Source organism: Psychrosphaera sp. F3M07 (assembly GCF_018860345.1).
Taxonomy (GTDB): domain Bacteria; phylum Pseudomonadota; class Gammaproteobacteria; order Enterobacterales; family Alteromonadaceae; genus Psychrosphaera; species Psychrosphaera aquimarina.
This window is the reverse complement of record NZ_JAHKPJ010000021.1, coordinates 217414-239076: the sequence shown is the minus strand read 5'-3', so window position 1 is coordinate 239076 and position 21663 is coordinate 217414. Positions and strand designations below refer to the sequence as shown.

20 protein-coding genes are annotated in these 21663 nt (G+C 37.3%); 11 read left to right on the top strand and 9 right to left on the bottom strand.

Annotated elements, in window-relative coordinates:
- Both KO505_RS17415 and KO505_RS11820 read right to left on the bottom strand, forming a co-directional pair.
- The gene (locus KO505_RS17415; protein ID WP_216055654.1) at window positions 1-690 is read right to left on the bottom strand and encodes an alpha/beta family hydrolase; all 690 of its coding nucleotides are present in this window, start codon (window positions 688-690) and stop codon (window positions 1-3) included.
- Window positions 683-1582: a transcriptional regulator GcvA gene (locus tag KO505_RS11820; RefSeq protein WP_216055653.1), complete on the bottom strand. Its 900-nt coding sequence runs from the start codon at window positions 1580-1582 to the stop codon at window positions 683-685. Before KO505_RS11820 ends, KO505_RS17415 begins: the two co-directional genes overlap by 8 nt.
- A gap of 229 nt (window positions 1583-1811) precedes the next feature.
- Between KO505_RS11820 and cysK the strand changes: the two genes are divergently transcribed.
- Window positions 1812-2780, top strand: a complete 969-nt coding sequence (gene cysK, locus KO505_RS11815; protein WP_216055652.1) for a cysteine synthase A — start codon at window positions 1812-1814, stop codon at window positions 2778-2780.
- 179 nt (window positions 2781-2959) lie between these two features.
- Window positions 2960-3415: a hypothetical protein gene (locus tag KO505_RS11810; protein WP_216055651.1), complete on the top strand. Its 456-nt coding sequence runs from the start codon at window positions 2960-2962 to the stop codon at window positions 3413-3415.
- 68 nt (window positions 3416-3483) lie between these two features.
- On the opposite strand, the gene ggt is transcribed toward KO505_RS11810, so the two are convergent.
- Entirely contained in the window at window positions 3484-5220 is a 1737-nt protein-coding gene (ggt, locus tag KO505_RS11805) for a gamma-glutamyltransferase (RefSeq protein ID WP_216055650.1), read from the bottom strand.
- Window positions 5221-5315: 95 nt separating this feature from the next.
- Here ggt and rrtA point away from each other — a divergent pair, with 95 nt between their 5' ends.
- Window positions 5316-5903: a rhombosortase gene (rrtA, locus tag KO505_RS11800; RefSeq protein ID WP_216055649.1), complete on the top strand. Its 588-nt coding sequence runs from the start codon at window positions 5316-5318 to the stop codon at window positions 5901-5903.
- 49 nt (window positions 5904-5952) lie between these two features.
- Here rrtA and KO505_RS11795 read toward each other — a convergent pair whose 3' ends face one another.
- Window positions 5953-8391 (bottom strand): prolyl oligopeptidase family serine peptidase, encoded by a 2439-nt coding sequence (locus KO505_RS11795; RefSeq protein WP_216055648.1) that lies wholly within the window; start codon window positions 8389-8391, stop codon window positions 5953-5955.
- 283 nt (window positions 8392-8674) lie between these two features.
- On the opposite strand from KO505_RS11795, the gene KO505_RS11790 reads away from it, so the two are divergent.
- From KO505_RS11790 to fur, 5 genes are all read left to right on the top strand, one after another.
- Window positions 8675-9982: an efflux RND transporter periplasmic adaptor subunit gene (locus KO505_RS11790; protein WP_216055647.1), complete on the top strand. Its 1308-nt coding sequence runs from the start codon at window positions 8675-8677 to the stop codon at window positions 9980-9982.
- A 15-nt stretch (window positions 9983-9997) separates the two neighbouring features.
- Complete coding sequence (locus KO505_RS11785) at window positions 9998-10681, top strand: ABC transporter ATP-binding protein (protein ID WP_216055646.1); 684 nt, start codon at window positions 9998-10000, stop codon at window positions 10679-10681.
- Between the two features lie 11 nt (window positions 10682-10692).
- Window positions 10693-13176: an ABC transporter permease gene (locus KO505_RS11780; RefSeq protein ID WP_216055645.1), complete on the top strand. Its 2484-nt coding sequence runs from the start codon at window positions 10693-10695 to the stop codon at window positions 13174-13176.
- A 153-nt stretch (window positions 13177-13329) separates the two neighbouring features.
- Window positions 13330-14757, top strand: coding sequence for a 30S ribosomal protein S12 methylthiotransferase RimO (gene rimO / locus KO505_RS11775; RefSeq protein WP_216055644.1), 1428 nt, complete (start codon window positions 13330-13332; stop codon window positions 14755-14757).
- A 113-nt stretch (window positions 14758-14870) separates the two neighbouring features.
- Window positions 14871-15308 carry a ferric iron uptake transcriptional regulator gene (gene fur, locus KO505_RS11770; protein WP_216055643.1) on the top strand — a complete coding sequence of 146 codons (438 nt, stop codon included), beginning with the start codon at window positions 14871-14873 and terminating at the stop codon, window positions 15306-15308.
- A 59-nt stretch (window positions 15309-15367) separates the two neighbouring features.
- On the opposite strand, the gene KO505_RS11765 is transcribed toward fur, so the two are convergent.
- Window positions 15368-15997 (bottom strand): MBL fold metallo-hydrolase, encoded by a 630-nt coding sequence (locus tag KO505_RS11765; protein WP_216055642.1) that lies wholly within the window; start codon window positions 15995-15997, stop codon window positions 15368-15370.
- A 304-nt stretch (window positions 15998-16301) separates the two neighbouring features.
- Between KO505_RS11765 and KO505_RS11760 the strand changes: the two genes are divergently transcribed.
- Window positions 16302-17141, top strand: coding sequence for a MaoC/PaaZ C-terminal domain-containing protein (locus KO505_RS11760; protein ID WP_216055641.1), 840 nt, complete (start codon window positions 16302-16304; stop codon window positions 17139-17141).
- A gap of 35 nt (window positions 17142-17176) precedes the next feature.
- Here KO505_RS11760 and rplT read toward each other — a convergent pair whose 3' ends face one another.
- The 4 genes from rplT to thrS form a co-directional block, all read right to left on the bottom strand.
- The gene (gene rplT, locus KO505_RS11755) at window positions 17177-17536 is read right to left on the bottom strand and encodes a 50S ribosomal protein L20 (protein WP_215962909.1); all 360 of its coding nucleotides are present in this window, start codon (window positions 17534-17536) and stop codon (window positions 17177-17179) included.
- Between the two features lie 17 nt (window positions 17537-17553).
- Window positions 17554-17748: a 50S ribosomal protein L35 gene (rpmI, locus tag KO505_RS11750; RefSeq protein ID WP_216055640.1), complete on the bottom strand. Its 195-nt coding sequence runs from the start codon at window positions 17746-17748 to the stop codon at window positions 17554-17556.
- 113 nt (window positions 17749-17861) lie between these two features.
- Entirely contained in the window at window positions 17862-18422 is a 561-nt protein-coding gene (infC, locus tag KO505_RS11745) for a translation initiation factor IF-3 (protein ID WP_216055639.1), read from the bottom strand.
- A gap of 105 nt (window positions 18423-18527) precedes the next feature.
- Window positions 18528-20438, bottom strand: a complete 1911-nt coding sequence (thrS, locus tag KO505_RS11740) for a threonine--tRNA ligase (protein WP_216055638.1) — start codon at window positions 20436-20438, stop codon at window positions 18528-18530.
- Between the two features lie 262 nt (window positions 20439-20700).
- Here thrS and KO505_RS11735 point away from each other — a divergent pair, with 262 nt between their 5' ends.
- Window positions 20701-21450, top strand: coding sequence for a pteridine reductase (locus KO505_RS11735; RefSeq protein ID WP_216055637.1), 750 nt, complete (start codon window positions 20701-20703; stop codon window positions 21448-21450).
- An 11-nt stretch (window positions 21451-21461) separates the two neighbouring features.
- Window positions 21462-21662: a CPXCG motif-containing cysteine-rich protein gene (locus KO505_RS11730; protein ID WP_216055636.1), complete on the top strand. Its 201-nt coding sequence runs from the start codon at window positions 21462-21464 to the stop codon at window positions 21660-21662.
- Window position 21663: the final 1 nt, after the last annotated feature.

Genomic DNA, 21663 nt, shown 5'->3' with positions numbered 1-21663 from the left:
TTACACCAACTCATGAATAAATTTAACTGTGTTTCTTACCGCCGTTTCAATGTTTTCTTCAATCGTTACCCCTGACGACTTTAACGGTTTAAAACTATGATCACCTGACGGTATCCACTTAAGTTGCAGTTTACTATTACAAAGAACTGGCTCGTGACTTTTGTTAGACAAAGAATCAACACCACCAAAGGTATCTCGCTCACCTTGATTGATTAATAACGGCACGGTTAACTCTATAAAGTGTTGTGTTCTATCAGCAAACTTCTCAGGCTTTCCTGGTGGCATAAAGGGATAACCTAAAACGATACAGCCTTGTATTTTCAAACCTAATTCGGACGTCGCGGCAAGTTGTGAAGCAACTCTGCCTCCCATGCTTTTTCCTGCAATAAACACTGGCAAGTTTGTATTCAACTCAGAAAGTACTTGGTTAAATTGGGTTAATAATTGTTTATTGGGGTTTGGAGGCCGTCGTTTACCACTTTCATACATGATCTGCATATAATCAAAGTTGAAACTGATCACTTTAATTTGTGACTCTGCTAACTTGGTACAATAACAGTCCATAAATTCATTTCTATTGCCCGCTCCAGCTCCATGCGCCATAACGACAATAGCTTTACTAGCTAGGTGGGCATGTTGATATACCGTACTTTTAAAACCATGTTCTAACTTTTCAACAATATCAGACACTTTCTTGCTCCGCCCTCACCGCTTCTAATAACCAATTTCTAAAAGCAACAATCTTAGGGGAGTCTACTTGAGCTTCACGACAGACTAAGTAAAAAGCATTTTTGCTCACCAGCACTTCGTTAAATGGCGTTACCAAACGGCCAGACTCTATTTCAGGCTTAGCTAATACGCTATTGCCTAGTGCGATACCTTGTCCATGTATAGCGGCTTGTAACACCATAGATGAGTGGGAAAATATAGGGCCTTGATTAACATTAATATCTTTCACCCCGGCTACTTTTATCCATTCTTTCCAGTTGTTTCTGGACATATCATGCAACAAAGTATGGTTCATCAAATCAGAAGGTTCAGATAATGCTTTTTCACCACTTAATAACAGAGGAGAACAAACTGGAGTTAAATATTCGGTATATAACTTATCGGTAAATACACCTTGCCAATTACCTAATCCATAATAAATTGCCACATCAACATCATCTGTCAGAGAGTTATCGTCATAATCCACAGCTTTAATTTTAACGTCTATGTCTGGGTGTAAATTAGAAAACTCGCTTAGTCTTGGTATTAACCATTGGATTGCGAAACTTGGAGTGAGTGCTATGCTAATTGAACCTTTTGCCCCCCTAGTTAATAAACGTTCGGTGGCCTCATAAAGGTGAGCAAAGATATCTTTGATATCCAAATAATAACTTTGCCCTTCTTCAGTCAACAATAATGAACGATTTCGCCGCATGAATAACTTCATACTCAAGTGTTCTTCTAATAACTTAATTTGATGACTTATTGCGGCTTGAGTTACAAACAACTCTTCCGCCGCCTTTGTAAAACTTAAGTTTCTAGCCGCGGCTTCAAAAGCTTTAAGCGAATTCAATGGAGGTAATCTTCTAGCCATATTAAAGTAACTTCGGATTATTTTATTTAATGAATAGTAATTGTAACACCGTATTTTGATTTTACTACTAACTATGTACCGCACTATTTATAACCAAAAAAACTCGTTTTTTAGTTTTTGATAGCCATAGGTTATGAATAAATTGAATATAATAGTTAAAAATGGAACTTCAGTTAACGTCATTCATAGTATTAACTAGCAGCAATTATTAATTCCAGTAGGAAATAACATGTCAAAAATATTAGCAGATAACACTTTATCAATTGGTAACTCGCCTCTTGTAAAATTAAACCGCGTAACTGGCGGCAATGTGTTTGCAAAAATAGAATCTAGAAACCCATCATTTAGCGTAAAAGACAGAATTGGCGCAAACATGATTTGGGATGCCGAGAAATCAGGTCGTTTAACTAAAGGCAAAGAGTTAATTGAACCTACTTCTGGAAATACAGGTATAGCATTAGCATTTGTTGCGGCCTCTAAAGGTTACAAATTAACACTAACTATGCCGTCAACAATGAGTTTAGAACGTCGTCAATTATTAAAAGCACTTGGTGCAAACTTAGTGTTAACTGAAGGCCCTAAAGGCATGGGTGGTGCGATCGCTAAAGCACAAGAAATTGTTGCTTCAGACCCTGATAAATATGTATTACTACAACAGTTTGAAAACCCAGCCAACCCACAAATTCACTTTGACACCACAGGTCCTGAAATTTGGGAAGCAACTGACGGAAACATTGATGTATTTATCGCTGGTGTTGGTACTGGTGGCACAATCACTGGTGTAAGTCGTTATATCAAACAAGAAAAAGGCAAAAACATTGAGTCTATCGCTGTAGAGCCAACTGACTCTCCAGTTATCAGCCAAAAATTTAAAGGCGAAGAGTTAAAACCTGGACCTCATAAAATCCAAGGTATTGGTGCTGGTTTCATCCCTGGCAACTTAGACTTGAGCGTTGTTGATAGAGCTGAATCAGTAACAAATGAAGAAGCAATTGCTATGTCTCACCGTTTAATGAAAGAAGAAGGCATCCTTGCGGGTATTTCTTCTGGTGCTGCAGTAGTTGTTGCTAAACGCCTAGCTGAAACACCTGAATACGCAGATAAAAACATTGTTGTTATCTTACCAAGCTCTGCAGAAAGATATTTATCTACTGCTTTATTCGCTGATGTGTTTGATGATGATCAACTCGTTCAGTAAGTTTAAAAATAAGTAATTTTTAAAAACCGCTAATGCAAATTAGCGGTTTTATTATTTCAAATACTAACTTTATTCCAAATTTCCAGTTCAAGACGCTTCTTATATAAAATAATTCCTTATCAATTCCACAATTTTAGTTACAATTGACGATATCAATATTGATAAACAATGGGTGAACAGTGAAGTTCCTTAAACTAGTAGTACTGATATTATCATTTAGTTTTATATCCGCTTGTGATGAGTCAAACAAAAACATTCCTGCGTTTGCTAACCCTGACGCACCTGAATACCGCGCTTTGATGTTCTTTGATGCCATTTATAATCAAAAAAACCTGGGTGAAGCACAAAAGTATTCAACCGCTAAGTTATCTCGTATTTTACGTTCATATGGCACGACTCGTGGTTATGCACGTTATGTATTAAATCTACAGATTGACCCTGGTGTCGAATTAAAAATTGATCGTTCACTTAATCAAGTTTCGACTGGTAAGACAGATACTACCGTGGTTAATATTTTATTTACCGGTACGTTAAACGATGATCGAATTAATGATGTAAGACAAGCTGTGTTTTCACGAGTCGATGGAGAATGGTTAATCGACAGTGTTGAAGATGACCCTTATATGAAGCGATAAATCCCAGGATTTTTTTAAAGCATGGTAAGGAAGGGTCTCCTTACCATGTTAACGGATTTAGCGTTTTACTATAAACCAATCGCTGTCCCTTCACGTCTTGGGTCTGCAGCACCTTGCCAGCCTTTTTTAGTTTTCATGATCCCATGAATACCCGACGTCATTTCAACCATATTAACTTTGTGTCCAAGTTTTTCTAATTCAGGTTTAATCAGATCTAACTTTGTATTTTTTTCTAATGAGGTGGCTCCATTACGGTTTGACACTCTAGGCAAATTGACAACCTCTTGCATATCCATACCATAATCTAATAAACCAATAAGTGCATAACCTACGTAATTAATAATGCGACTGCCACCCGGTGAGCCCAATACCGCAAATACTTCTCCGTCTTTTAAAACAATCACAGGTGTCATTGAGCTACGTGGGCGTTTCCCACCTTCCACACGATTCGCCACCAGCTTTCCATTTTTTATTGGGTTTAAAGAAAAGTCAGTTAATTGATTATTTAATAAAAAACCATCAACCATTACCGTAGAGCCAAAACCCATTTCAATACTTGTTGTCATGGACAATGCATTACCAAATTTATCCACGATTGATATGTGACTGGTATTAGGTTGAGCTATAGATGTGTTTTCAGCCAACTGCTGTGAATCAATTTTGCCCGCGGTTGCTTTGCCTAAATCTTTGTTCTGTGACATTAATAATCGTCTGTTGGTTAAGTACTCTTGATTTAGAAATCCTGCAACAGGCACTTCGACAAAATCACTGTCCGCCAAGTATTTATTTCTATCGGCAAATGCCAATTTTGCCGCTTGGCTATACAAATGCACGGTCTCTGCACTATCAACTTTATGTTCGGTTAATTGAAACGGTTCTAATAACTTCAAGATCTGCAATACCGTCAAACCACCAGAACTTGGTGGTCCCATGCTACAAACATCATAATTACCTGTCTCTGCTTGGTATTGAGTACATACCGCAGGACGTTCTTTTGATTGGTAACTTTTTAAGTCTGCTAAAGACAACTTACCTGGCGCTAACTCAGACTGTTGTACGGCATCAACAATATGTTTGGCTGTGTCACCTTGATAAAACTCCTCAACGCCATTTTCAGCAATACGTTTTAATGTGTTTGCATACGCTTTGTTAACAAGCAGTTGTCCTTCTTGAATTGGTTTACCATTTGGAAAAAAATATTCGCGAACCGTTTGTAGCTTTTCGATACCGGGATTAAACCGCATCTGCACTAACTTGGCTAACCTAGGGCTAACAATAAAACCATCTTCAGCAAGTTCAATTGCGGGTTCAAATAAGGCTTTCCAAGGTAATTTCCCTTGTTGTTGATGTAAATTCCACAACATGTTTAACACACCAGGAGTACCAACAGAACGGCCACCGATAACGGCATCGATCCATTTAACGGGTTTACCTTGTGCATTTAAAAACAATTCAGGTGTCGCACTCATAGGAGCAGTTTCACGACCATCATAACTTTTGATTTGTTTAGTTTTACCATCAAACCACATTAAGAACGCACCTCCTCCTATACCAGAAGATTGAGGTTCAACTAAGGTAAGTACGAGTTGAATCGCGATAGCAGCATCTATAGCATTACCACCTTCTATCAACATTTTATTACCTGCGTTAACAGCATGAGGGTTGGCTGCACTAACCATAGTATTTTTAGAATAACTGGCTTTGGTATAGTTAAGGCCAGTAAAAGCCTCTGGAACAGCTCTTGATGCTTCATTGCTATATACTTGAGTTGCAAACAACAGCAAAATAAGACTAAATACGCGCATAAATAATTGACTTCATTTTCTAATTAATTGAAGCAATATTAACAACATGACAAATTAAAACACAGTTTAATTTTCACTATATCCAAAGGATAACAATGTTAGGTTTTCCAACACAAAAACAATATCTTATTGCCCCGCTTTTTCTTATCGTCATCATGTTGTTACTTGAAGTAACTAAACCTCTTAGTATGCAATGGCTAGGCTTTATTCCAACGGATATAGAAAAGGGAGAAGTTTGGCGAATTATTACTGGTCAGGTGTTACACACCAATTTTAACCATGTGTTGTTAAACATGGCAGGTATCGTATTGATTTGGGCGTTACATGGCGAGTATTACGATACCAAACATTACACTCTAGCTGTGTTAAGCAGTTTACTCCTGGTTGGCATCGGTTTATTGTTCTTTGCCGAATACAGGAGTTATGCTGGCTTATCAGGCATCCTGCATAGCTTAATCGTTTATGGCGGGGTTATTGATATAAAAAGACACGATAAAACAGGTTGGTTATTATTAATCGGGGTATTAGCAAAAGTTTTATATGAAATGATAATTGGCCCGACAAAATATACTGAAGAGCTCATTCAAGCTGGTGTCGCAGTTGAAGCTCATCTAATTGGTTGTATTGTTGGCCTAATCATGGGATTCACTTACCTCTATGTTTATAGAACTAACAAACATTGAATAAATAAAAAAGGCCTGTAGTAACAGGCCTTTCACACTTTATTTATGATTAAAGATTGGTTTCAAATAATTTATAAATACGACGATATTCATCTAACCAACTCGACGGTTGTTTAAAACCATGTGGCTCTACTGGGTAAATAGCGGTTTCAAAGTTTTCTAATTCTAATTCAATCATACGTTGTACCAAGCGCACTACATCAACAAAAAAGACATTGTTATCTACCATAGGGGCATTGATTAACAACGGGTTCTTAAGTCCTTCAGCAAAGTAAATTGGTGAGCTTTTACGATATGCAATCATGTCATCTTCTGGTCTGTTTAAAATATTAGACGTATAACCGTCATTATAATGAGCCCAATCAGAAACTGGTCTTAATGCAGCGCCAGCTTTAAACAGCTCAGGTTCATTAAACATGGCCATAAAGGTCATGAAACCACCGTATGAGCCTCCGTAAGTGCCAATTCGTTCTCTATCAACATTGGCATTTTCTACTAACCAATTTACACCGTCTTTTAAATCTTGAATTTCTGGTGTTCCCATTTGACGATATATCGCCGTGCGCCAATCTCGGCCATATCCTTTAGAAGCTCGGTAGTCCATATCCATAACAACATAACCTTGTTGAGCTAACATACTGTGGAACATAAACTCTCTAAAATACCCAGACCAGCCATAATGACTATTTTGTAGGTAACCGGCTCCATGATTGAAGATAACGGCTTTACGTTTTTCTCCCGCTTTATAATCGGCAGGATAATACACTTTGGCGTAGACAGGTTGATCTGTGTATGAAGAGTCCACCTCTATAATTTCAGGTTTCGTCCAAGGCATATTGTTAAATTCATCAGATACGGTATTGGTTAGTCTTACCATATCAGTGCTGCCATCCGCGTTGGTCAGGTATAACTCTTCTGGTGTTAATAAGTTTGAATGGGTAATTAGTAATTTAGATTCATCTGGACTCAAGCTGTAGTTGTTGTCACCTTTAAGCTGAGTGATGGCAATTGGATTTTTTACTTTTTTATCGTAAGCACTTACCCGATAAATTTGATAATCACCTGGGTGATTGACGTTAGCTCTAAAATAAAATGTTTTATCGTTTTTAGTTAACTTAACTTTCGACGTTTCGTACTTACCTGCGGTTATTTGTTTAATTTTGTTTGAACTAAGCGCCTTGGTATATATATGAGAATATCCCGATTGCTCTGATTGAAAATATAACGTTTCAGAGTGGTTAAACCAACCAAAATCATTAAAGGTATAATTTATCCATGCATCGTCATGTAATTGATGTTGTGTTACAAATTTTTTATCTTCTAAATCAACAGTTGCTATCCAGCGATCTTTGTTATCCCAAGCTTCTAACATTACTGCAACTTGTTCGCCGTTGTTATGCCATTGAATAGGACTTTGTGACCAGGTCCAATCTGACATTAAATTGATTGTTCTTGGTTCTCTTTTACTTTTGTATTTTTCGCCTTTCTCACGAAAGTTTTCAATTCTGACCGATTTAAGTACATCTTTATCAAAGTCAGGCAATACATCTATCGATAACTTATCGACTTGTTTGCTTTTAACATCAATTAGCCAATAGTTTTGTTGATTAGGTTTAGCATCTGCAACACGTGGTCTAACTTGGTCAAATTGGATACGACCATTATGTGCAATGTAATTAGGCATTAAGTCACTTTCAGCTCGCCATGGTACGGATTTACTCGTCACAACCAACATACGATCTCCTTTAGGCGATAAACTCCCTTGGACAAAACGTTGACCACTACCTAAATAGACTGAGCTGTTAGTTACTCGATTATCATTTTGTTTAACCAACTTCTTATGATTAAATTTTTCTAATGAGTTTTTGTGTTGGTTCACGACATAATCGATTAATTCATGTTGTTCTTTTGCGATGATGTCATCAGGTACACTTGGTTCTTTTGGTGCCTCTGACATTTGTAGTTTTATCAATTCAGATGTTAAATTTGTGTTTAAATCTATGGCGAATATTGTATTCCCAGCCCAGTAACTTAATACACGGTCACCAATAAATTGAGGTGAAGATTCTCGAGCTGAGGTTTTAGTGAGTTGTACCAATTTATTCTCACCAGTCATATGCAGTAAGTAAATATCATTTTCGTAAACATACGCTGCAAGTTCAGAGTTTGGACTAAAAACCAAATCATCTTGTTTAACTTGATACAAATTAGTTAACTTTACTTGTTCAGTTTCTAAGTTGTTGATATTTAATTTAAATGTATCTTTTAACTCCCCTACTTCTTTATTTTGTTGAAATACAATTTCATTTGAACCTGCAAGCCAAGATGCATTTTGCGGTGAGTTACTGATCCACTTTGGATCTGACATTATTTTCTTAAGTTCAATAGGTTTAACCGCTGTTTTTGTGTCAATCGTTTCTTTCGATGAAACCCAAGAGCTAAACCCTAACGTGATAATACAAGCATAAATGATGTGCTTTGACGTCATAACAAATTTCCTTAAATTCAGTTGTTAACATTAAACCACGCTGAACTAAAAATACGCAACTATTCAACGGCGTATAACTTATTTACCGCGATTAGACATATAAATTTATTGCTTATTACTAAAGTGGTCAAAATAACCAAATTAATTGGTTAACTAGACCAATGGATAGGTTTCATATTATTACCCCACAATAAAAACCTAGATAATTCCTTACAAATCAGGAAGATAACTATTGGCACAACCACTGCAATTGGACAATAAATTGTAAAACTACGAGATATTCATGGATAAACCACATCTAACAACACCTAATAAAGCCAATTCTGGTACCGCAATGGATAAACAAATTGAAGTTAAGAATACAAATTGGAAAGTCTACTTTATTACCATAGTTATTATAGCTATGGCTGTTTTCTACTATACAAACCAACCCACCAATATCGGTAAATCAATTTCTGTATCAAGTAGTGATATTACAACAGATACTGTTACCACTGGCATTTTCGAGGATTACATTCCTGTACGCAGCCGAGTTGTTCCTCTTAAAACAGTATATTTAGATGCTGTTGAGGGGGGAAGAGTTGAAAAAATATTAGTGGATGACGGTACTTTGTTAAAAGCAGGTCAACCTATTGTTGTGTTATCAAATACACAATTGCAACTAGAAGTCATGCGTAATGAAGCCGCAGTGACTGAGCAATTAAATAATATGCGTACCATTGAGTTGTCGTTGGAGCAAAACCGCTTAAATCACAAACGTAACTTAATTGAAATTGAATACGAAATTAAAAAACTTAATCGACAACTGACCAGAGAGCAAAGCGCATTAGCCGCAGGCAATCTGACCTTAAGCGCACTTGAACAAACAACAGACCTGCTTGATTACTACAAACAACGCAAACAAATCACGCTAGAAAGCCAAAAAACAGATGCCCTCATGCAAGAACACCAACTTAAGTTTTTAACCTTATCGGGGGGGCGTTTAGAGCAAAGCTTGGAGTTTGCACGAGAAAATATAGATAACCTTAATATGAAAGCGCCAGTTAACGGTAAGCTTTCAGGTTTTGATTTAGAAATTGGTCAATCAATTAGCCGTGGTGAACGAATTGGGCAAATTGATGAACCCTCAGCCTTTAAATTAGAAGCCAATATAGACGAGTTTTATCTTGGCCGTGTATCAATTGGGCAACTAGCAAGCACAGAACAAAATGGCACCACCTATCAACTTAGTGTCAGCAAAATTTACCCTCAAATTGTCAACGGCACATTTAGAGTCGATCTTCAATTTGATCAAGTCCAACCTGAAAATATTCGCCGCGGTCAAGCGATGCCTACCAAGTTTAGTTTAGGTGAACCTGTTAACACCTTGTTAATACCAAATGGTTCGTTTTATCAAGACACAGGCGGACATTGGTTATTTGTAATCAACAAAAATACCAATACGGCAAGTCGCCGCAACATCAAACTTGGCCGTAAAAATAATCAATTTATTGAAGTGTTATCAGGCTTAACGTCAGGTGAGCATTTTATTAGCTCAACCTACCAACCTTATACCGACATAGAACAAATAAAAATTACTAAAGATAATTAATAAGGAATAACAACAATGTTAAAAATTCAAAATCTGTCTAAGAGTTACCGTACTGAAAACGTTGAAACAACAGCATTAAACAATATCGACATTGAAATAAACAAAGGTGAATTCATTGCCATTATGGGGCCGTCTGGCTGTGGTAAATCTACCTTATTAAATACCATAGGTATGTTGGACAGCCCTACTTCTGGCCATTATTGGTTTAATGATGAAGATGTAGCGAATTACTCAGAGGCAAAATTAGCCAACATTAGAAAGCATAATATTGGTTTCATTTTTCAAAGTTTTAATTTAATTGATGAATTAACCGTAAGGGAAAATATTGAACTGGCATTGCTTTATCACAATATTCCAAGCGCTGAGCGTAAAGAAAGAGTGGAGAAAGTTATGCAACAAGTGGGCATTTCGCACAGAGCGAATCACATGCCAAGCCAGTTATCTGGTGGTCAACAACAGCGTGTTGCCGTAGCAAGAGCTGTGGTTGGCGATCAAAGCATGATATTAGCGGACGAACCTACCGGCAACCTAGATACTCAGCATGGCCATGAAGTCATGGAAATGCTGCAAGAACTCAACGCAAACGGTAAGACCATAGTTATGGTGACTCACTCGCCTGCACATGCTGAATTTGCCACTCGCACTATCACCTTATTAGATGGTCAAGTTGTAGAGCCTGCCTTAAAAGCTGTTAGCTAAGGAATACTGACATGTTAATTTATAATTATTTATTAAGTGGCTGGCGCAACATCAACCACAACAAGCTGTTTTCAAGTATCAATATATTAGGCTTAGCTATTGGTTTAGCGGCGGTTACCTTGATCACCTTATTTGTTCGGTCTGAGTTATCCTATGATACGTTCTGGAAAAATGCCGATACATTACACCGTTCTCATATTGTATTTAAAATTCCAGGGCGCGACCCATTTAAAGCGGTGTCTGCTCCAGGGCCATTGATACATGCATTAAAAAAAGATTACCCACAAGTAACTCAAGCCTCTCGTGTGGCAAGTATTTCACCTGCAATTATAGTGGGCGCAGAAACCTTTATTCAACCAGTTAGCTTGGTTGATAAAGACTTTCTAACTATGTTTGATTTAACTTCTTTATCTGGTGACTTAAGCAATGCGTTAAACGATCCACATTCGCTAATATTAACCAAAGAATTAGCGGTCAAATACTTTGGTCAAGAAGACCCAATAGGTAAGACTCTCAGTTTAGATTACGACTATTTTAAACGGGATTACAAAATAACCGCGGTTATTGAAAACTCAGTATCTAACACTCAATTACCAATTAAAGCGCTGGCGCTAATTGATGAAAATGACTGGACTGATCGCACTTCTCTTTTTGCTCAATGGTTTTCAGTCAACGCTCAGCTATATTTTCAAACTAAAAAACCGTCTGACTTAGATCATATCAACGCAACGTTTGACGATTTTTCAAATCGTAACTTTCCAAAACTACCGATAGGTGGTGCTGACGCAAAGCCGTCTGACTTTATTACCTTAAGTGCCATGAATATTAAAGACTTACACTTACATGCGGTAGGCAGCGGTGAAATGACTGAACGTGGCAATGCGACACGAGTCTTTATTTTCTCAGCTATTGCCCTGCTTATATTGATCATCGCCATCATTAACTTTATGAACTTATCAACGGCACGTGCTAGTCAAAGATCAAAAGAAGTGTCATTACGTAAAGTAATGGGTGCGTCTCGTTCAAACTTAATTTTCCAGTTTCTAGGTGAGTCGGTATTGGTGACCTTCATTGCATTAGCTATCTCTATCGGTTTGGTTGAAATTGCACTGCCTTTTTATAACGAGGTTTTAAATAAAGAGTTAGTCATCAATTATGCTTCTACCGACATGTTACAAATTACAGGATTGGCATTAATCGTTGGTATTTTAGGTGGGCTTTATCCTGCATTTGTATTGTCTAACTTTAGACCGGCAACGGTATTAAAAGCCAACAAATCAGCTGAATCTAGTGCCTCGGTAAAATTAAGAGCCATATTAGTAGTCATGCAATTTGCGGTATCCATTGGCTTGTTTATCTCTACCGCTGTGGTTTATAGCCAAATGCAATATGCAGATAAAATGAATCCCGGCTTTAACAAAGACAATATGCTATTAGTACACCGCATTGGTTTAGATGTGGTTAGCGAAAAACTGGATATGCTAGTTAAAGAGATCGGCAAAGATCCACAAGTAACCGCGATCACTTGGTCAAATGAAACGCCCGGTAACACCAATCAAAACAATACCATGATCCGTTTACCGGGTATGTCGAAAGACGACGCATTATTGATGGGCCAACGAGGTGTTGGTTATGACTTCTTTGCTACTTATGAAATTAAGGTGTTGGCTGGACGTACTTATCAAAAAGAACGTAATGACACACCTCTTGCTACCGCTCAAATACGTGAAGGTGCAAATAGAAAGTCATCCATAGTTATTAACTCGTCTGCAGCCCGTCGTTTAGGTTTCAACAGTGCCTCTGATGCATTAGGGCAATCCATATTTACTAGCCGAGGAAACCCTAATGAAAATTTAGAAGCTGAATTGGAGATAATAGGTGTTGTTGATGATGTCCATTTTGAAAGCTTACGCGCAACCATAAGACCAGAAATATATAACTTAAATGCAACCTGGGGCCATACTCTTTCAGCCAGGTTTAATGGCAACCCAGATACATTAAAAGCAAACGTTGAAGCGATTTGGGGCAATGCGATAGCCAACATACCGTTTAGTTATTCATTTTTACGCCAAGACGTTGCTGATATGTATAAAACCGAACAAGGCCAAGCCAAAATGTTCGCTGCGTTTTCTGGCTTAGCTATTTTTATTGCTTGTCTTGGCTTATATGGCCTAGCTAATTTTACGGCGACCCGCCGAACAAAAGAAATTGGTATAAGAAAAGTCATGGGGGCATCGGTATTTGATATTGTTAAATTACTCTTATGGCAGTTTAGTAAACCTGTCATAATTGCAAATATCATCGCTTGGCCAATTGCATATTGGGCAATGAGTGATTGGCTACAATTGTTTGTATATCGTATCGATAATAGTTACATACTATTATTATCAGCTATTGCCGGTATTGGCGCGTTGATTATTGCTTGGGTTACCGTAACAACAAACTCCGTTAGTGTTGCAAAAGCAAATCCAATAAAAGCCCTTAGATATGAGTGATTCTATTTAATAGTTTAGAGACATAATAAAAAACACCGCTACCTCAGCGGTGTTTTTATATTTAATGTCCATTTAGGGATATCTACTATTACCACCATAGTTCGGTTTACTGTATAATCCGCACAATTTTAAAGCCTTAGCCATTGAGACAAAATGACAGTAAACAAATTCGACCCAACAAAAGCAAAACAAACCACCACTTTAGAAACACCGGTAAAGGTGATCGAACAACAGCATGAACAAGCTGCTAAAGATGGTCAGTCTTTTGATCTTGGCAGTCGTATAGGTTTCATTAGTTTAGGCTGCCCTAAAAACTTAGTGGACTCAGAGCGTATTCTTACACAATTACGTACTGAAGGTTACGAAGTAGTAAATACGTATAATGATTCCGATCTTGTCATCGTTAATACCTGCGGATTTATAGATACTGCAGTACAAGAATCTCTAGATACCATTGGTGAAGCATTAAAAGAAAACGGTCGAGTTATTGTAACGGGTTGTTTAGGTGTTAAAGACGATGAAATTCGTGAAATTCATCCAAATGTTTTAGCCGTAACTGGCCCACATGCTTACGAAGAAGTCTTAAATCAGGTTCATGAGTATTTACCAAAACCAGAACATAACCCATTTGAACATTTAGTGCCGGATCATGGCGTTAAATTAACACCAAAACATTTTGCCTATTTAAAAATATCTGAAGGTTGTAACCACAGATGTACGTTCTGCATTATTCCTTCAATGCGAGGGGATTTAGTCAGCCGCCCTATTGGTGAAGTATTATCAGAAGCTGAACGGTTGAAAGCTGCAGGAGTTAAAGAGTTATTGGTTATCTCACAAGATACCAGTGCTTATGGTGTTGACGTTAAACACAAAATGGACTTTTGGAACGGCGCACCGGTTAAAACAGACATGAAGACCTTGTGTGAAAAATTAGGGGAGATGGGAATGTGGGTACGTTTACATTATGTTTACCCTTACCCGTCGGTTGATAAAGTCATTCCTCTGATGGCTGAAGGCAAACTACTGCCTTATTTAGACATTCCATTTCAGCATGCAAGTCCTAAGATCCTTAAAGCGATGAAACGTCCAGGTCAAGCAGAACGTGTTTTAGAACGCATCAACAAATGGCGTGAAATCTGTCCTGAAATTGTTATTCGTTCTACCTTTATTGTTGGTTTCCCAGGGGAAACTGAAGAAGACTTCCAAATGTTGTTAGATTGGTTAGAAGACGCTCAACTAGATCGTGTTGGTTGTTTTAAATACAGTGCTGTTGAAGGTGCTAAAGCTAATGAGATTGAAGGTCAAGTTGACGAAGATGTGAAAGAAGAACGTTATGCTCGTTTTATGGAAAAACAACAAGCTATTAGTACCAATAAATTAAAAGCTAAAATTGGTAAAACTATGTCTGTATTAATTGATGAAGTTGATGAAGAAGGCGCTATTGGTCGAACTTTTGCGGACGCACCTGAAATTGATGGTATGGTGTACTTAAATGGTGAAACAAACTTAGAAGCCGGCCAATTAGTTAATGTCAACATTGACCATTCTGATGAATATGATTTATGGGCTAGTACTATTTAATCAAAAAATTTATCGTAAATTAACGTGTAATATAACCTTAATTTACTCATGGTTTAATTAATTGGCTTTTTTGCCTATAATCATCTGCAACTTAACAATAAGAAAAATTACAAATGAGTGAAAACGACCTTCAATTAAAAAACGCCGGTTTAAAAGTAACCTCTCCTCGACTTAAAGTGTTGGAGATACTTAAATCAATTCCTGATGAACATATCAGTGCCGAAGACTTATACAAGTTAATGTTAGAGCAAGATGAAGAAATTGGATTGGCTACGATATACAGAGTACTTAACCAATTTGATGATGCCGGTATTGTAACGCGCCATCACTTTGAAGGCGGTAAATCTGTTTTTGAATTAAGTGATAAACATCATCACGATCATTTAGTTTGCCTTAAGTGTGGCAGAGTTATTGAGTTTGAAGACGACGTTATTGAACAACACCAACTTATGGTAGCGGAACGTTACAATGTGAAATTAACCCACCATAGTTTATATTTATATGGTGAGTGTAAAGATACAAAAGCATGTGATGAGTTTAAAAATAACTAGTTACTAGTTAAAAAAAGCAGCGATTAAGCTGCTTTTTTATTGCCTGTAATGTAAACCCATTAACGAATGTAAGGGTTCGTATTTCTCTCATAACCAATACTGGAAACTTCACCGTGACCAGACAAAAATTGATAATCATCTGGTAAGGTTAATAAATTTGCATGGATTGAGTCAATCAAGGTTTGGTGATCGCCTCTTGGAAAGTCCGTTCTGCCCATACTACCTTTGAATAAAACGTCCCCTACCCAAATAAATTTATATTGATGGTTGATAAAGATTACATGGCCTGGAGTGTGTCCAGGACAATGTTTAACATCAAAAGTCAGGTTACCCACTGTTACCGTATCGTTGTGCTTTAACCAGCGTGTAGGCACAAAAGGTTTAGACTCAGGGAACTGAAACATACGAGACTGATCTGCTAGTTTATCTATCCAAAATTGGTCTTCTAACTCTGGTCCTTCTATAGGCAAATTTAATGCTTCTGACAAATCTTTTGTCCCGCCGGCATGATCAATATGCGCATGGGTAATTAATATTTTTTCTGGCTCAACATTTAACTCTGTTAACCTAGCTTTAATCCGCTCTATTTCACCACCGGGATCAACAATTGCCGCTTTATTAGTTTCTGTGCATACGATGATACTGCAGTTTTGTTGGAAAGCCGTAACAGGGATAACGTCAATTTTCATTACTTTTCTTCTTACTTACAATTAATTAGGTCATTGAAATACATTTGACTTTATAAAGGTTAATTACATAAGTCTTGGATCTCATATTTTCAATCTAACTTAGATCTTACCATTCTAATTTGATAAATTTTAATGGATATAACTTAATTAACGTTAATTCGTCGCCATTATTAAATTTACGTTAAACAAATTATCACTATCTCCTTACTCATCACTAAATAAACGTAAATTAATCCAATGATTAATTGAATAGATCGCATTTGTTTTTTATCCTTGGCGCAGATTAACTTACCTAAACTTACCTATGTCTAATATTCAGCCGTTGTTCTCAGTTCCAAGATTAATTTTCCGTGCGATAAATTCTAAAAAGTGCAAATTAGAAGAATTTCATCCTTTCTCAATCACGGTAAAGAACATTTACGCATCTGAGAAACAAGTCTCATCATTTACCAAAGCTTTTGGTCACCCTGATAACATAAAGAGTTACGCTTTCTTAGCGGGATTTAGAACAACGATTCAATGTATCGCTCAAGCCCCTATTCCATCATCGTTATTGGGATTGATTCATTTGAGTTGCGAAATAAACCAATTTGCGAAACACAATTGGTTTTTACCCTACGATATCCAAGTCACTGTAAAAAGCTGTAAATCAAGCAACAAAGGTCTCACATACCAAATTGTCACTGACTTTTTTCAACAAGGTGAGTTAACCATTCAAAATACTAACGTAATGTTAGATAAAAAGCCGGGTTATAAAGCCAATCGAAGAGAGACCACAGAAAAAGCTGAGATCATGCAATTAGGTGATTCTTTCTGTAGTTATGCGATCAATTTAAAAACCGCATGGAAGTACGCATTATTGTCTGGTGATTTAAACCCTATCCATTTACATCCATATTTAGCTAAAAAGTTAGGTTTAAAGTCAGTATTAATGCATGGGATGTTCAATGCTCATCAGTGTTTATCGAGTATCTATAAGAAAACAGAAGAAGATTTAGGAAATGTTTATATTGAGTTCAACAAACCTTGTTTTATGCCAAATCAAGTATTTGTAATGCAATATGATGATTCTAATGAATACGGTGTTTTTTCTAAAAACAAAAAAGACAGATATATAAAAGCAGAAATAAAAAAGGAAGCCTAGGCTTCCTTTTTTAATAATTCAAACTGTGTGCTTAATTAAGCAGCTAAAGCTTCATTAGCTTTAACAACCAAAGCAGCAAATGTTGCTTGGTCGTGAACAGCGATGTCAGCTAAAATCTTACGATCAACTTCAATAGATGCTTTTTTCAAACCATTCATGAATTTGCTGTAAGACAAACCGTTTTGACGAGCTGCCGCATTGATACGAGCGATCCATAATTGACGGAAAACACGTTTCTTTTGACGACGGTCACGGTAAGCATATTGACCAGCTTTAGTTACTGCTTGGAACGCTACGCGATAAACACGTGAACGTGCTCCGTAATAACCTTTAGCAGCCTTTAGTACTTTTTTGTGACTCTTACGAGCTTGTACACCACGTTTTACTCTTGCCATTGTTCAGTCTCCTCTAATTAAACGCGTAACATACGGTCGATCAACGGTTTATCAACCTTCGATACCATTTCTTTGTTACGTAAGTGACGTTTACGCTTAGAGCTCTTTTTAGTCAAAATATGACGTAAGTGAGACTGTTTACGTTTGTAACCGCCAGAGGCAGTTTTTTTGAAGCGTTTAGCCGCTCCACTATGGGTTTTCATTTTAGGCATTGGCCTAGACTCCGCATTGGTCTATGTTAATAAAATAGTAATAAGGCGAGTTACTTGTTCAAAAGAATAGTTAGCTACTTTGAAGGCCTTAGTTACCTACATGTGAGTAATAATTACTTACTCTTTGTTGGCGCGAGTACCATCACCATTTGTCTTCCTTCTGCACGAGAAGGGAAAGACTCACAATTTGATATATCTTCTAAATCGGTTTTAACGCGATTTAATAAATCTATACCTATGCCTTGGTGTGCCATCTCACGGCCACGGAAGCGGATCGTAACTTTCGTTTTGTCACCGGCTTCTATGAAGCGACGCAGGTTGCGTAGTTTTACCTGGTAGTCGCCTTCGTCAGTTCCAGGTCGAAATTTAATTTCTTTAACCTGAATCTGCTTTTGCTTCTTCTTTTGCTCTTTTTGAGCTTTACTATTTTCGTATAGAAATTTGCCGTAGTCCATCACTTTACAAACAGGTGGCTCTGCATTTGGACTAATTTCAACTAAATCAACACCCGCTTCTGAGGCTGCTGTTAATGCTTCTTCAATTGAAACTATACCTAAAGCCTCACCTTCTAGTCCGACTAATCGAACTTCAGTAAGTGTTATCTCTTCATTTAACCTGTTTTGAGCAGCCTTTTGGCCTCTCTTGTTTTGCGCTCTAATGGCAAAATCCTCCAAAAATAATAATATTAAAGTGAAACGCTACTTTTGTTGTTATGTATTGTTCCACTCACCACAAATTTATTATGCAGTTTTATGTTGTTAACACTAAACTGCATTCTCTTAATTATAATTACTTACTACGTCGTCAAATTGAGTGATGAATTCATCCAAAGTTACCGAACCTAAGTCTTCACCTTTACGAGTTCTGACTGCAACTTGTCCAGTTTCTTTCTCTTTTTCACCGACAACTAACATGTAAGGAATGCGTTTAAGAGTATGCTCACGGATCTTAAAGCCTATCTTCTCATTTCTCAAGTCCGAAATGACTCTAATTCCATGTTCTTTTAACTTTTTTTGCACTTTTTGCACATATTCGGACTGAGAATCGGTAATATTCATAATTACTACCTGTTTTGGCGCTAACCAAGTTGGTAACAATCCAGCATATTCCTCAATCATAATTCCGATAAAACGTTCCATTGAACCTAAAATAGCTCTGTGGATCATTACAGGTGTTTTACGTTCATTATCTTCAGCAACATAAGTTGCACCTAAACGACCTGGCATAGAAAAATCGACTTGAACAGTGCCACATTGCCATGCTCTACCTAGACAATCATGCAGAGTAAACTCAATCTTAGGACCATAAAACGCCCCTTCACCAGGTTGGAAGTCAAAATCAAGTTCATTGGCCGCAAGTGCATCTTCTAATGCTTTTTCAGCTTTATCCCAACTTTCTTCGCTGCCTACACGTTGTTCTGGACGAGTCGATAATTTGATACTGATATCTTCAAAGCCAAGTGTCTTATAACAATCAAATACCATCTTGATACAAGATGTTACTTCTTGTTGAATCTGCTCTTCTGTGCAGAATATATGTGCATCATCTTGGGTGAAGCCTCGTACGCGCATTAAACCATGTAAGGCACCAGATGGTTCATTGCGGTGACAACAACCAAACTCAGCCATACGCAGTGGCAAATCACGGTAAGATTTTAACCCTTGGTTGAATATTTGAACGTGCCCAGGACAGTTCATTGGTTTAATTGCATACTCACGATGTTCTGACTGTGTCGTAAACATGTTGTCTGCATACTTGTCCCAGTGACCTGATTTTTCCCACAAAGAACGATCCATCATTAATGGACCTTTAACTTCATCGTAATCATATTCAGCTAGTTTTTTACGTACAAACTTCTCTAGTTCAGTATAAATTGCATAACCGTCATTGTGCCAAAACACCATTCCAGGCGCTTCTTCTTGCCAATGGAATAAATCTAATGTTTTACCTATTTTACGGTGATCACGTTTTTCTGCTTCTTCAAGACGTTTTAAATACGCTTTTAATTGTTTTTTATCTGCCCATGCTGTGCCGTAAATACGTTGCAACATTTTGTTGTCAGAGTTGCCACGCCAGTATGCACCAGCTACTTTCATTAATTTAAAGTGTTGGCAAAACTTCATATTTGGAACGTGTGGACCACGACACATATCTATGTATTCTTCGTGGTGATATAAACCTGGACGATCATCTTTCTCAATATTTTCATCAAGAATTTGAATTTTGTACATTTCGCCACGTGACTCAAATACATCTCGAGCTTCTTGCCAACTTACGGTTTTCTTGACAACTTGATAACTTGTTTTTGCTAAATCCATCATGCGCTTTTCAATAGCTAAGATATCATCATGCGACAATGAATGTTCCATATCGATATCATAATAAAAGCCATTTTCAATTGTAGGACCAATTGCCATTTTACAATCTGGATATAACTGCTTAATTGCATGACCTAATAAATGTGCGCAAGAGTGACGAATAATCTCTAATCCTTCATCATCTTTGGCCGTTGTGATCTGCAAGGCCGCATCTTGTTCCATAATTTCACAGGCATCAACTTGTACACCGTTGATCTTACCGGCGATGGTCGCTTTAGCTAAACCTGGACCGATGTCATTGGCAACATCTAAAACTGAAACAGGATGATCAAATGAACGCTGACTTCCATCAGGTAATGTAATAACTGGCATGAGTATTCCTTGGTACAGTGGCGGCGCCTACAATGCGTCGCTTATACTTAATGTTGTTAAGATTTATGACATATTTGTACGGTTACAGTCCGTTCAGTATATATGCCAAAAAATTAAAGAATTTAATGAGTTGGGGATTTTATTTTATATAGCCCATTAACGCAAGCACACCAAGTATATTCAATTTGCAGTTTGACTATTGCAAGACTTACAATGGTTACATTCCTCAACAAACCACCTCAGTAAAAAATAATAAGAATGTATGACTCAATATGAAAAGGTAGCCTTTGTAACAGGCTCAGCAAAACGAATTGGTAATCAAACAGTTAGAAGTTTGCATCAACAAGGTTATAAAACTATTGTGCATTGTAATCGCTCTACAGACGAGGCTCAGTGTTTAGTTGATGAGTTAAATCAAATTTCACCGAACACGGCCACACTAGTTACAGGTGATTTAACAAAATTCGAACAGTATCAACAAATTGCGGACAACGTAATTTCAGTGTTTGGACGATTAGATGTGTTAGTGAATAACGCCAGTAGTTTTTACCCTACTGATGTAGGAGAAACCGGATTAAGCCAATGGGAAGATTTAATGTCGACCAATTTAAAAGCTCCATTTTTCTTAATTCAATCATTCAAAAAGCAACTGGAACAAACAAAAGGCTGTGTTATTAATATGATAGATATTCATGCCGAACGTCCACTTAAAGGTTATTCGGTATATTGTATGGCTAAGGCTGGATTAGCTATGTTAACAAAGTCGCTTTCTCGAGAATTAGCTCCTAATATAAGAGTGAATGGTGTCGCACCTGGTGCAATTTTATGGCATGAAAATGACTTAAATGATCAGGATAAACATCAAGTGTTAAGTGAAATTTCTTTACAAAGGCTAGGTTCACCTGAAGATATAGCACAAGCAATTTTATATCTGATTGATGCGAACTACGTTACCGGGCAAATCATTGCTGTCGATGGTGGTAGAAGTAATCACGGGGGTGAAAAAGCCTAAGGAGTAGGCAAGTGAATACATTTAATAAAACCATATCGTGTCCACACTGCGGACAAAATGTTAATTTTGAGTTTGATGCAAGCAATGGTGATCAAAACTATTATGAAGACTGCCCTGCTTGTTGTAATGCAATACATATGGGCATGCATTTAGATGATGCCCATCAAAAAGTAGAACTGACTATTGATGCTGATGATGAGCAATATTATTAAT

Bases quoted from the DNA above. Each gene is read 5' to 3' on its own strand.
- ggt (WP_216055650.1), bottom strand. From the start codon at position 5,220: ATGCGCGTATTTAGTCTTATTTTGCTGTTGTTTGCAACTCAAGTATAT.
- KO505_RS11735 (WP_216055637.1), top strand. From the start codon at position 20,701: ATGACTCAATATGAAAAGGTAGCCTTTGTAACAGGCTCAGCAAAACGA.
- KO505_RS11785 (WP_216055646.1), top strand. From the start codon at position 9,998: ATGTTAAAAATTCAAAATCTGTCTAAGAGTTACCGTACTGAAAACGTT.
- KO505_RS11795 (WP_216055648.1), bottom strand. From the start codon at position 8,391: ATGACGTCAAAGCACATCATTTATGCTTGTATTATCACGTTAGGGTTT.
- KO505_RS11820 (WP_216055653.1), bottom strand. From the start codon at position 1,582: ATGGCTAGAAGATTACCTCCATTGAATTCGCTTAAAGCTTTTGAAGCC.
- KO505_RS11790 (WP_216055647.1), top strand. From the start codon at position 8,675: ATGGATAAACCACATCTAACAACACCTAATAAAGCCAATTCTGGTACC.
- rrtA (WP_216055649.1), top strand. From the start codon at position 5,316: ATGTTAGGTTTTCCAACACAAAAACAATATCTTATTGCCCCGCTTTTT.
- KO505_RS11765 (WP_216055642.1), bottom strand. From the start codon at position 15,997: ATGAAAATTGACGTTATCCCTGTTACGGCTTTCCAACAAAACTGCAGT.
- KO505_RS11760 (WP_216055641.1), top strand. From the start codon at position 16,302: ATGTCTAATATTCAGCCGTTGTTCTCAGTTCCAAGATTAATTTTCCGT.
- rplT (WP_215962909.1), bottom strand. From the start codon at position 17,536: ATGGCAAGAGTAAAACGTGGTGTACAAGCTCGTAAGAGTCACAAAAAA.
- fur (WP_216055643.1), top strand. From the start codon at position 14,871: ATGAGTGAAAACGACCTTCAATTAAAAAACGCCGGTTTAAAAGTAACC.
- rpmI (WP_216055640.1), bottom strand. From the start codon at position 17,748: ATGCCTAAAATGAAAACCCATAGTGGAGCGGCTAAACGCTTCAAAAAA.
- cysK (WP_216055652.1), top strand. From the start codon at position 1,812: ATGTCAAAAATATTAGCAGATAACACTTTATCAATTGGTAACTCGCCT.
- thrS (WP_216055638.1), bottom strand. From the start codon at position 20,438: ATGCCAGTTATTACATTACCTGATGGAAGTCAGCGTTCATTTGATCAT.
- KO505_RS11780 (WP_216055645.1), top strand. From the start codon at position 10,693: ATGTTAATTTATAATTATTTATTAAGTGGCTGGCGCAACATCAACCAC.
- rimO (WP_216055644.1), top strand. From the start codon at position 13,330: ATGACAGTAAACAAATTCGACCCAACAAAAGCAAAACAAACCACCACT.